Origin of the sequence: Alkalibacter rhizosphaerae (assembly GCF_017352215.1) — a bacterium.
In the GTDB taxonomy this organism is placed as follows: domain Bacteria; phylum Bacillota; class Clostridia; order Eubacteriales; family Alkalibacteraceae; genus Alkalibacter; species Alkalibacter rhizosphaerae.
On record NZ_CP071444.1, the window covers coordinates 1,850,370 to 1,862,785 of the forward strand.

Sequence of the window (12,416 nt, forward strand, 5' to 3'; positions counted from 1 at the left end):
TAGCATGAATAAAAAAAAGAGGATCGTGTTGGCATCCACGTCCACCAGAAGAAAAGAGATCCTGGAAAATTTGGGATTGGACTTCGATATCGCACACAGCAACGTAGAAGAGAAGGTGGACAAATACTTGTCTTTTGAAGAAAATGTGGAGCGCATTGCATTGGATAAGGCATTGGATGTATCCGAGCAACTCAAGGACGACGACGTACTTATCATTGCGGCTCACACCATGTTGATCCAGGAAACCCTGATCGGCATGCCTACCACGGAACAGGAAGCATACGATATCCTGAAGCGGCTTTCCGGAAAGGTCCATGAGATCATTACTGGGGTCTGTGTTTTTGACACGCTGGAAAACAGGGGCATGTTCACCCACAAGAAAACGAAGATCCGGTTTGTAAACTTGAAAGACGATTTTATTCGAAAATACATCAATTACGGCGATACATGGAGAAAGGCGGGAGCCTACTCCATTACCGGTAAGGGCGCCTTGTTGGTAGAAGACATCGAAGGGTGCTACACGAATGCCATGGGACTTCCCGTAAGTCTGTTGGGCGAAATGCTGGTTGAATTTGATATCAAAGTCATTTGACGACAAAAGCAAGCAAGGAACCGCCATCAGCGGTTCTTTTCTTTTGTCTTGTTGTGGCAATTGTTTTAAATTGGTATACTGTAGGTGCAATTTTGTTTCAATTAAGCTATAATAAACTTTCGCAGTTTATAATCGTAGTTGTTTAAACTAGAGGAGGAGAAAAAAGCGTGGGATTATTCAATAAATCATATATAGGGATCGACTTGGGTACGGCAAATACATTGGTTGCTGTCCGAGGGAAAGGGATCATCATTAGGGAACCATCCGTGGTGGCCATCAACAAGAACACCAATGAAGTTATTGCTGTTGGGATGGAAGCGAAAAAGATGATCGGGAAAACACCAGGAAACATCATCGCCATTCGGCCGCTGAAAGAAGGAGTCATTGCAGACTTTCATATCACGCAGAAAATGCTCAAATACTTCATGGGGAAAGCCATGCAGGGATTCAACCTCTCAAAGCCTCGGGTCCTTATAGGAATTCCGTCGGATATAACGGAAGTGGAACGAAAAGCAGTGATCGAAGCAGCCCAAATGTCGGGAGCCAAAGATGTGGGACTCATCGAAGAAGCCTTGGCAACGGCCATAGGTGCCGGTTTGCCGGTCAACGAACCAACAGGAAGCATGGTAGTGGATATCGGTGGAGGAACGACGGATATCGCTGTTATCAGCCTTGGCGGAATGGTGGTTTCCAGTTCGGTCCGAATCGGCGGGGATGATTTTGACGAAGGGATCATCCATTACATCAAAACAAAACACAATCTGATGATCGGTGAAAAAACAGCCGAGACCATCAAAATGAGCATTGCTGCCGTCAGCGACATCAACAAGGATATCTATATCGATATCAAAGGACGAGATCTGGTTTCCGGACTTCCAAGAACGGTGCGTTTCGACCAGGCCCAGGTTTGCGAGGCCATCGAACCGACCGTGTATTCCATTGTGGACCGGGTGAAAAATGTGTTGGAAAAAACCCCGCCGGAGCTCCTTTCGGATATTATGAACGGAGGCATTGCCATTACCGGAGGGGGAGCGTTCTTGCCGGGAGTGGATGTCTTGTTGTCTCGAGAAACGGGAGTGCATTGTTACGTGGCGGAAGATCCTTTGGATTGCGTTGCGAAAGGGACGGCCATGGTACTGGAACAAGGCTACACCAACATTATTTTTTCCCATTCCTAACAGAGGAGGTGCTCTTTGGTGAAGTGGTTGAAAGAACGCCGGTTTGGGCTGGTCATCGTCATTTTGGTGATCTTGCTGGTGACCGGTGTTGGTATGAGTGCTGGAGGAAGAAGTGAATCCACTTTCCCGGAATCCGTGGTCAGTGGAGGCTTTGGTTCCGTGAGCGGTTTTTTCTACTCTGCTTCTCATTATGCAAACAATTTCTTTGCATATGTTTCCAATATAGGTTCCCTGCAACAGCGCAATCAGGCACTGGAGGAACAACTCAATGAATACAAGAATCGACTGACGGATTATGAGCGGATGGCCAATGAAAACGACATGTTGAAAAATTTGTTGGATTTCAAGGAGGAAAACAGTCAGTACGAATATCTGTCGGCAACAGTGACGGCCATCGACCCTGATATTGGGTTCAACATGTTTGTACTGAACCGGGGAACAAGAGATGGTGTACAAGCCAATATGAGCGTCGTGGTCCGGGAAGGACTGGTGGGCCGGGTGATGGAAGTCTCGGAATTCACATGCAAGGTTTTAGCGGTGACGGACCAAAACAGCATGTTCAATGGGATCAATGTGCGAACAGGCGCCTATGTTCGTGTGACGGGCACGGAAGATTATCAGTTGGTCGGTTTCATGGATACGGAAGCCGACGTGGTGGACGGTGACATCATCGTCACTTCCGGATTGACGGGAACCTTCAAGCCGGCCCTGGTCATAGGAGAAGTGGCGGAAGTGACCAGGCCCCAAGGGAAATTGGAGCAGGTCATTCGCCTCGCTCCTGTGGTGGACATGGAACGGATCATGCATGTCCTGATCATTAAATAGTTGGTGATAAGATGCGTACGATAGGAATTCTACTGATATTGCTGTTTGGATTGATCTTACAGTCCACCTTCTTCCAATTCATCAACATCGGAGGCCACTATCCGGATCTGGTGTTGATGACCTTGTTGGTCATCGGCGTTTTTTACGAAAAAGAAGAGTCGTGGAAATACGGATTGATCATCGGCGTGTTGAAAGACGTCCTTTTTGGGGGAGTGTTCGGCATGTTCGGATTGGCGTATTTGACCACTGTGCTGACAGTGAGTTATTTGGGTGCTTCCGTTTTCAAAGAAAATGTCATTGCCCCTTTGCTCATGTTTCCCGTAGGGGTGGTTTTATCCAACGGCATGCTTTTTCTGTTGCGCTATTTCACCGGCTTGCCGACAGCTCTTGATCTGTATCTAGAAACTTGGACCATCGGATATTGGATGATGAATTTGGCTGGTTTGGTATTGATCTACGTCATATTCAAGCAGTTGAGACAACGAGGTCACTTGTTGGATTCGACAAAAATGTAGAATGGAAAGGCAGGTGGCGGAATGAAGGTGAATGAAAAAAAATATCGCATCCCATTTTTGTTTGGTTTTTTGGTGGTCATGATGGGTTTGTTCCTCTTCCGCCTGGCACAGCTGCAGATCGTGGATGGAGAGTATTATCAGGTGGCTGCAGACAGTAAAATGATGCGAAAAGTCAATGAATCGGCACCCCGAGGTGAAATTTATACAGCGGATGGATATCAGGTGGCAAAAAACCGGATCGGGTACTCCATCGATTTGACCTATGCGGACATGGATGAAGAAAAACGAAACGAAGTATTTTTGGAATTGTACCAGATATTGGACAGAAATGAAGAAGAATTCGTGGATGAATTTCCCATACTTATGGAGAACAATACTTTCGAATTTACTTTTTTAAGGGACGAAGTTTCATGGAAAAAAGACAATGAGATCCCCGAGAATGCAGACCCCCGGGAAACCTTGGACATCCTTCGTCAACGGTATAATGTGAAGCCGGAAGTCAATGATATCGTGGCTTTGGAAGCCATTGAAAAAGTTCATCTGGAACAGGCCTTGCCTATTTTGAATAGAGATGGTTCGCTGATATACCGGTTCAAGCATCAGGAAAACCTGTGGAAAAGATCTTACGGTTTCAAGGACCTGGAACTAGATTTCAATGCACGGGAATCTTTTGAAAAACTGCGGGAGATCTTCGAGATCGATAATAGCTACAGCGACGAGGAAGCCCGCAAGATCATGATCTTTCGTCAAATACTGAAAAATCAAGGGTTTCGCAGTTGGGAACCGGTGGAGATCACCAAGGATGTAAAACTGGCCACTGTTTTGGAGATCGACGAAAAGATCCACCAGCTTCCTGGAGTTTCGGTTATAGCCCGGCCTATTCGAGAGTATCCTTTCGGCAACTTGGCTGCCCATATACTGGGTTACATTGGAAAAGTCAACGAAACCGATGTAGAAGAAGGATACAAAATGACGGACATGAAAGGGATCTCCGGCATTGAAGCGGTTTACGAAGAGTATCTCAAGGGAGAAGACGGAGTTCGCCTGGCCGTTACCGACTATTTGGGAAGGCCTCAGGAAGCAGGTGGAGGAGAAACCGTAGAACCCATACCTGGAATGGATGTGATCACCACCATCGATTACGATCTTCAAAAGGTGGCGGAGGAGGCATTGGAAGAACAGATCAAGGCCATTCGAGCAAACAATCGGGCACCAAAAGCCAGTTCCGGAGCTGCAGTCGTCATTGACGTAAAGACGGGAGCAGTCAAAGCCATGGCCAGCTATCCGGATTACGACCCCAATCTATTTGTGACGGGGATCAGTACGGAAGACTGGAAACAACTCAACGTAGTGGTGGACGATCCCCTGTACCCAAAACCTTTGTACAACAACGCCACCATGACGGCCCTGCAGCCTGGGTCCACATTCAAACCGCTGCTGGCCATAGCCGGCCTGGAAAATGGTGCAATAACTGCAACCAGTCAGATCTATTGCTATGGAGTTCATCCGATTTTTACCCAATTTAGTTGCCTGGGCAGGCATGGTGGAGAGACCGTAGTGGAGGCTTTGCGAGATTCCTGCAATGTGTTCTTTTACGAAACTGGGTATCGCCTCGGAGTGGATACCATGGAAGAGTATATAACCGCCTTTGGATTGGGTCAGCGAACAGGGATCGAAATTGCTGAATCACCGGGATATTTGGCGACAAAGACGGAGAAAAGGCAGGTTTGGACCTACGCCGCGTCGGATTATCTTCGAAAAACCATCGGCATCGAAGGGACTGCAACCATCGTCAATGATGAAGGCAACGAACAGTTGGTATACAAATCCTATGCTATCGCCAAAGAATTGTACGATCAAGTGGACGAAGATACCTACAAGACATACGGGGATGTTTATCGGAAAGCGGCAGAAGTCCTTCAGAAATACAACATTCGGGATACTCGTTATCTTCATCGGATCACAGAGTATCTGCTGGCAGGACGCTGGGTGGTTTCCGATACCATCAACGCGTCCATCGGACAGGGTGGGAACTCTTTTACACCGATCCAGATAGCCAATGCCGTTGCTACTTTGGTCAACGGAGGAAACCGGATGGAAACCTATCTGGTGGAACAGGTATTGGATTTTGAGGGGAACGTGGTATACGAACACATTCCCAATATCAAGGATACCGTGGAAATGAAAGACAGCAATCTTGCCTTGGTGAAGCAGGGTATGAAGCTGGTCACCACCGTCAGTACCGCACGAAGCGGTTTTGCAGGATTTGACCATCAAAACATCGGTGTGGGAGGAAAAACGGGAACTGCCCAGTATGGTGGGACCCGCTATGACAATACCGGTTGGTTTACCGCATTTGCCCCATACGATGAGCCGGAAATTGCCGTGGCGGTGATGATCGTTCAGGGCAAGACCAGTTCAAATTCAGTGCCGCCGGCTCGAAAGATCCTGGATGCATACTTTTATGACAATATGACATTTGAAGAACGACAACAGGCGGAACTGGATCAGCAGGCGGAAGAAGAAACGATGGACGAGGAAGAGTTGGAAAGGTGATCGACATGTTGGAAAAATGGTTGATTCGACGATTTGTCAAAATAGAAAAAGAGTCGGTTAAAACCAGGGAAAATTACGGGATCATGAGCAGTTTTGTTGGGATCTTCTGCAATGTGGCCCTCTTTGCCGTCAAACTGGTGGTTGGGATCCTCTCCAGCAGTATCTCTCTCATAGCGGACAGCGTCAATAATTTATCCGATGTGGGGACCAATATCGTTACCCTGGTAGGTTTTCGAATGTCGGGAAAACCTGCGGACAAGGAACATCCTTTTGGACACGGGAGAACGGAGTACCTTTCCGCGTTGGGTGTCTCTTTTGTTATCTTGCTTTTGGGGTATGAGCTGATGAAAACCTCCATTCAGCGGATCCTCGACCCGGTGGTGGTGGATATCGGACTCGTCAGTGCCGGTGTCATCCTTCTTACCATACTGGTCAAGATCTGGTTGGCGCGATTCTATGGGAATATCGCCAAAAAAATCGATTCCCAGGCATTGTCTGCAGCAGCAGTGGACAGCAGAAACGATGTGTTGGCAACAGGATTGGTCCTAGTTGCTTTTGGCGTTGCCAGGCTGACCGGCCTGATGATCGACGGATACGCAGGTATGATCGTTGCTGCTTTTATTGTTTATAACGGGATCCAGTTTATTCGGGAATCCATGAATACACTTATCGGAGTGCAGCCGGAAGACGGTCTTCTGGAGCGGATCCATGAGTACATCCTTGGTTTTGACGGCATCATGAGTTTGCACGACGTGATCGTACATGATTACGGTCCTGTATCCAAGATGGCCAGTGCCCACGTAGGTATTTCTGCGGAGTACAGTTTGATCGTGGCCCACGAGATCGTGGACCGGATCGAACGGGACATTTTGGAGGACATGGGAATCTCCCTGGTGATCCACATCGATCCCATTGAACGGGAAACCAATGCCGGTACGAAAATCAAGGATGACATTGAGAAGTATTTGAAAAAATACGGCCAGGATGTGACGATCCGCGATTTTCGGATCATTGAAGAAGAAAACGTGGTGCTGTTTGATCTTTTCTTTCCGGAAACCTTTGATGGAGATCTGGGACATATGAGAACCAGCATCAATCTGTTTTTGCAGAGCAAATATCCCTACTACTTTTTGTTGAATCTGCGAAAGGAGAAGCTATATTTGTAGTCCTGTACAAATCATGTCTTGCAAAGATGTGTCGATTATGCTATACTAGTCATTACGACGCGGGGTGGAGCAGCTGGAAGCTCGTCGGGCTCATAACCCGGAGGTCGCAGGTTCGAATCCTGTCCCCGCAACCAAGACGATGCAGCCAAACCATATGGTTTGGCTTTTTTTTTATTTTTTGAAAGCTTAATATAAACTTTTGAGGATTGACAGTGACTGTTCAATTTCGTATGCTGTTATTGACCGACTGGTCAGTCGTTAATTAGGAGGAATCTCATGTTATCCAAATGGAGCGTTAAGAAGCCATATACTATTTTTGTCGCCGTGATTTTGATCGCAATACTGGGTACGATCTCGTTTATGAATCTGCAGACGGATCTGTTGCCCAGTTTGGAATTGCCTTATGTAGTAGTAGTTACACCTTATCCAGGCGCCAGTCCGGAAGAAGTGGAGACGGTCGTTACAAGACCTTTGGAACAGGTGCTGGCAACCACGACAAACATCAAAAACGTCAGTTCCGTCTCCCGGGAAAGTTCTTCCATGATCATTCTGGAATTCAACAGCACCAGCAACATGGATTCGGTGATGATCGAAGTCAACAGCAACCTGGACATGATCAAGGGCAACTGGGGTGAAGAAGTCGGCTCTCCCATGGTCATCAAAGCCAACCCTGAAATGCTGCCTATTATGGTAGCCGCAGTGGACATGGAAGGAAAAGACACCAGGGAAGTGTCGGAATTCACGGAAGAAGTGCTGATCCCGGATATGGAAAGCATGGAAGGGGTCGCTTCCGTAGAGGGGACCGGACTGGTGGAGGAAAAGATCGAAGTAAAACTTCTCCAGGAGAAGATCGATGAAATCAATGCACAGATGCTTGCTGTCGTGGATGGCGAGTTGGTCAAAGCGGAAAGCGATCTGAAAAAAGCCAAAAAAGAACTGGAGTCTGGCTTGGCCAAGCTGGATGAAGAATATGCCAACCAGAGCAAACAGCTTAGCGATGGAATGGCTGCCATCAACGAAGGGAAAATCCAGCTGGAAGAAGGAGAGGCAGCACTGCTGGAAGCTCGGGAACAGTTGAACAGCCAGCTGGCTCCACTGCAACTGGCACTAAGAGGTCTGGAAGCGGCAGAAACGGAGCTGTTGGAGCAGCAGGAAGCCCTTGAGGCATTGGAAGTGCGAACACCGGAACAGGAAACTGCCTTGGAAGCCATTCGACGAGGTTTGGAGGAAACCCAGACTCAGAAAGCAGAAATGGAGGATAGCATCCAGTTATTGACCCAAGGATTGGCAGAGATCGAAGCACAGTTGGCTGCGCTCCAGGAAGGAAAACAGGAGATTTTTGTTCGGGAAGATCAAATCTCTCAGGGACGCATCGTATTGAGCCAGGAGATCGGAAATGCCAGAACCCAGATGGTCCAAGGTCTGGCTCAGATCGAGGAAGGCTTGGCGGAATTGGAAAAAGCCAAGGAAGAAGCGTTTGAGAAAACGGACCTGGGAGCCATGATCACTACGGACATGATCGGCGGGATCCTGATGGCCCAGAATTTTTCCATGCCGGCAGGTTATGTCCAAGGAGAAGACGGTGATTTCCTGGTAAAGATCGGAGACAGCATTGCCGATGTGGAAGAGATGAGAAATCTGCTCTTGTTCGATACCAAGATGGACGAAGTCGGGAAGATCTATTTATCCGAAGTGGCTGAAGTGGAGTTGGTGGACAATGCCGCTGATCTCTATGCCAAAGTCAACGGAGAAGATGCGGTCATGCTGACCTTTCAAAAACAAAGCAATTATTCTACGGCGCAAGTAGCGAAAACCATCCGGGATCGAATCGACAAGGTCATGGATGAACACGAAGGAACGACCATAACCCCATTGATGGACCAGGGTGTATACATCGACATCGTCATCGACTCCGTTTTGAAAAACCTGATGTATGGAGGCATCTTGGCCATCCTGATCTTGCTGCTGTTTTTAAGGGACATTCGGCCCACCTTGATCGTTGCCATGTCCATACCCACCAGTTTGGTTTTTGCCATCACCATGATGTATTTCACAGGCGTCACCATCAATATCATCTCTCTTGGAGGATTGGCGCTGGGAGTGGGGATGCTGGTGGATAACTCCGTGGTCGTCATCGAAAATGTGTATCGATTGAAAAATCAAGGGGTATCGGCATTTAAAGCATCCATCGAAGGAGCCAGGCAAGTTGCCGGAGCCTTGACGGCTTCCACGCTGACGACGACAGCAGTATTTTTGCCCGTCGTATTTACCCAGGGAATATCCAGACAGATTTTTACCGACATGGGTCTGACCATTGCCTACTCCCTGCTGGCCAGTCTCATCGTTGCATTGACATTGGTTCCGGTATTGTCTTCCGGGATCTTTCGAAACCTGGAATCCAGGGAACACGGGATGTTCGACCGCTTTGTCGGTTTCTATGAAAAACTTCTTCGGGGAGCTCTGAAGTTTAAAGTTGTCGTCATAGTATTGGTGGTCGCTTTACTGGGAGGAAGTATTTTTGCAGCCTTTTCCATGGGTACGGCGTTCATACCTGAAATGGACGGAACGGAAATGTCCCTGACTATCGATATGGATCCCTCGGCCACATTTGAGGAACGTACTGCCATGTCGGACCAAGTGATCGAAAAAATCATGGATGTGGAAGGGATCGAAACCATTGGAGCATTTACCGGAGGCACTGCCATGGGTTTTGGTGGCGGCGGCGGCGGAAACATTTCCCTGTATCTCTTATTGAATGAAAACAAGTCCCGAACCAATCAGGAAATTTCCCAGGAAATATTGGATCGGACCGCAGATCTGGATGCGGAGATCGCCGTATCCACCTCCAACATGAACCTGGGTGGTCTGGCTGGAGAGGGAATGGAAGTGATCGTAACCGGTCGCGATCTGGACTCCCTGCGTACAATATCCGATGATGTTGCCGAATTGTTGGCACAAACGGAAGGCATGGTCAACGTGGAGACCAGTTTTGTCAGTGAAGCTATGGAGATCCGTGTGATCGTCGACAAGGAAAAAGCCATGGGAAAAGGGTTGACCGTGGCCCAGGTATTCCAAGCCGTCAGCTCCAGCATTTCCGCCGGTAGACAATCTACTGTGCTGCTGGTGGAAAACAAGGAATTTCCGGTCATCGTAGTGGATGACAAAAGTGAAACGGTCACCAGGGAAAACCTTGGAGAATTGGAGATCCCTTTTGAATCGGAAGGAGAAAAGTCCACCGTCCGCTTGGATGAGATCGCTGACCTTCAGGAGACGGAAGGTTTGCAGGCAATCCGCAGGGATGCCCAACAGCGGTATGTTTCGGTCACCGGTGATTTGTTGCCGGATTACAACATCGGCCTGGTCAGTCGGGAACTTGAAAAGAAACTGGTCGACTACGATGTACCGGAAGGTTATGATGTTCGCATCGCCGGTGAGACGGAAACCATCAACGATACTTTGGGAGATTTGACCTTGATGATCTTGTTGGCCATCGTTTTTGTGTATTTGATCATGGTGGCCCAATTTCAATCCCTCCTGTTTCCGTTCATCGTCATGTTCACCATTCCTTTGGCTTTCACAGGTGGATTTTTGGCACTGTTCTTTACAGGAACGGAAATCAGCGTCATTTCCATGTTGGGTTTCCTGGTGCTCAGCGGAGTCGTCGTCAATAACGGCATCGTCTTTGTGGATTACACCAACCAATTGATGGAAGAAGGAATGGAGAAAAAGGAAGCCTTGCTGGAAGCGGGACGAGTTCGGATCCGGCCCATCCTAATGACGGCCATCACGACCATTCTCGGACTGTCCACCCTTTCCTTTGGCATGGGTATGGGCGCGGAAATGCTCCAACCCCTGGCCATCACCGCCATTGGAGGACTGACGTATGCCACATTGTTGACACTCTTCGTGGTACCGGTCATGTACGATCTGTTCCAACGAAAAAGCCACATCAACAAAGCGGCTATGGAGGAATAGAAAATGGATAAGCCATATATGGAAAAAGAAATTGCCATCATGGAGGGCGCCATTGCCCTCCTGCGATCCGGGATCCATCCATACCAACTGAAGGTCAGCGACATTGCAGATGCAGCAGAGATCGGGAAAGGAACCGTATACCAGTATTTTTCGACCAAAGAAGAAGTGATCGGCAGAAGCGTCCTCTACAACCTGGAGAAGGAAACCAATGCCATGCTTGAGACCCTGACCACCACATCCGGATTTCGGCATCGACTGGATCTGGTTTTGGATCAGATCCAACGAAATCTCCGGGACCCCTTGTCGCCTTTCCATGTTTTGTCTTCTGCGAAGGAATACGGAGCCATCATAAAAAAATGCATGCCTGGAGACGGCAGTTTTGCCCATGAGATGGATCGTTTTCACCAGGTGGTGGATCTCGTTGTGCAGGAAGGTCTGAAGGAAGGCATCGTGGATGCCCAAGACGACCGGATGTACTGCCAAACGGTGATCAAAAGCGCTTTGTTTGCTTGGGGGCATAATCTGATTCGTTTGGCGGTGGAAGGAAATGAAGATGTGTTGTCCGACCGCAGTTCCATCTACAAGATGGTGGAACGTGCGTTCAAAATATAGAGAGGGTGAATGAAATGTTGGAAAAACTCAAGACCTATCGAAGTATTCGCAAGTATGAGGAAAAGCCGGTGGACGATGAAGTATTGAAGACCTTGTTGGGAGCTGCCTTGCTGGCACCGTCGTCCCGGGGTTTGCGATCCTGGGAGTTCGTGGTGGTGACAGACCCTGACTTGAAAAACAAGCTCTCCAAAGCAAAAATTGGAGGAGGCGGTTTTTTGAAGGATGCTCCTGTGGTCGTCGTTGTTATGGCAGATCCTGCCGTATCCGATGTTTGGGTGGAAGACTGCAGCATCGCAGCCTACACCATTCAGCTTTGCGCCCGAGATCAAGGTTTGGGATCCTGTTGGGCCCAGATTCGATTGCGCAAGGACGGTGATGGGGTGGACGCTGAAGAGAATGTGCGGCAGATCTTGCAGATCCCGGCCAAGTATTCCGTTGACAGCATCATCGCCATCGGACATCCTGCAGAAGAAAAAGATCCATATACCCAGACGGATATGGATTGGACGAAGATACACTACAACTCCTATTAAAAAAAGAGGGCCACGGCCCTCTTTTGGTTTGCGCTACAGACAAAAATGTCCTAGCTCAATGCAGGTTTCATAAACTCTGGGATTTCCGAGTCTTCTGCACATACGCTAAGAACGAATTGAACACTGTATTTATCTTCAAGCTTTCTTATATCAGAAAACAGACTTTCCAATTGGGAGATATTGTCCAAATTGACGATGCGAAGCACGTTGTCGATGTAGATGGTGGTGATGTCGTAGTTTTCTGCAATGACGCCGTTCAGAAAACCGAAAAAGACTTTTGGATCATCAATGAAAAAATCTTCTACGTTGATGTAACGAATCTGGTTGTCCAATTTGACACGATATTTTTCTCGATCGTTGATGAAAACGACTTCCCCTTCGTGGTTTGCGTTGTTGTCATTGGCATAATCGATCATTGTTTTGGTCTTTCCACTTCCTTTTGGCCCTGAGACGATTTGAACCAT

Annotated in this window: 10 protein-coding genes and 1 tRNA gene; 10 read left to right on the forward strand and 1 reads right to left on the reverse strand. The window is 48.0% G+C overall.

Annotation, left to right across the window (positions count from 1 at the left end; translation table 11 throughout):
• Nucleotides 1–4 precede the first annotated feature (4 nt).
• From J0B03_RS09245 to J0B03_RS09290, 10 genes are all read left to right on the forward strand, one after another.
• Nucleotides 5–592 carry a nucleoside triphosphate pyrophosphatase gene (locus tag J0B03_RS09245; RefSeq protein WP_207299326.1) on the forward strand — a complete coding sequence of 196 codons (588 nt, stop codon included), beginning with the start codon at nt 5–7 and terminating at the stop codon, nt 590–592.
• 167 nt (nt 593–759) lie between these two features.
• Nucleotides 760–1,770: a rod shape-determining protein gene (locus J0B03_RS09250; protein ID WP_207299327.1), complete on the forward strand. Its 1,011-nt coding sequence runs from the start codon at nt 760–762 to the stop codon at nt 1,768–1,770.
• Between the two features lie 18 nt (nt 1,771–1,788).
• Nucleotides 1,789–2,595, forward strand: a complete 807-nt coding sequence (gene mreC, locus J0B03_RS09255; protein ID WP_207299328.1) for a rod shape-determining protein MreC — start codon at nt 1,789–1,791, stop codon at nt 2,593–2,595.
• An 11-nt stretch (nt 2,596–2,606) separates the two neighbouring features.
• Nucleotides 2,607–3,110: a rod shape-determining protein MreD gene (gene mreD, locus J0B03_RS09260; RefSeq protein ID WP_207299329.1), complete on the forward strand. Its 504-nt coding sequence runs from the start codon at nt 2,607–2,609 to the stop codon at nt 3,108–3,110.
• 27 nt (nt 3,111–3,137) lie between these two features.
• Nucleotides 3,138–5,666 carry a penicillin-binding transpeptidase domain-containing protein gene (locus tag J0B03_RS09265; protein ID WP_207299330.1) on the forward strand — a complete coding sequence of 843 codons (2,529 nt, stop codon included), beginning with the start codon at nt 3,138–3,140 and terminating at the stop codon, nt 5,664–5,666.
• Between the two features lie 5 nt (nt 5,667–5,671).
• Complete coding sequence (locus J0B03_RS09270; RefSeq protein ID WP_207299331.1) at nt 5,672–6,832, forward strand: cation diffusion facilitator family transporter; 1,161 nt, start codon at nt 5,672–5,674, stop codon at nt 6,830–6,832.
• Between the two features lie 58 nt (nt 6,833–6,890).
• A tRNA-Met gene (locus J0B03_RS09275) sits at nt 6,891–6,966 on the forward strand.
• 142 nt (nt 6,967–7,108) lie between these two features.
• A complete protein-coding gene (locus J0B03_RS09280; protein ID WP_207299332.1) occupies nt 7,109–10,807 on the forward strand; it encodes an efflux RND transporter permease subunit in 3,699 nt (1,232 codons plus the stop codon).
• A gap of 3 nt (nt 10,808–10,810) precedes the next feature.
• Entirely contained in the window at nt 10,811–11,419 is a 609-nt protein-coding gene (locus J0B03_RS09285) for a TetR/AcrR family transcriptional regulator (protein ID WP_207299333.1), read from the forward strand.
• A 14-nt stretch (nt 11,420–11,433) separates the two neighbouring features.
• Nucleotides 11,434–11,952, forward strand: a complete 519-nt coding sequence (locus J0B03_RS09290; protein ID WP_207299334.1) for a nitroreductase family protein — start codon at nt 11,434–11,436, stop codon at nt 11,950–11,952.
• Between the two features lie 50 nt (nt 11,953–12,002).
• On the opposite strand, the gene J0B03_RS09295 is transcribed toward J0B03_RS09290, so the two are convergent.
• Entirely contained in the window at nt 12,003–12,416 is a 414-nt protein-coding gene (locus tag J0B03_RS09295) for a replication factor C small subunit (RefSeq protein ID WP_207299335.1), read from the reverse strand.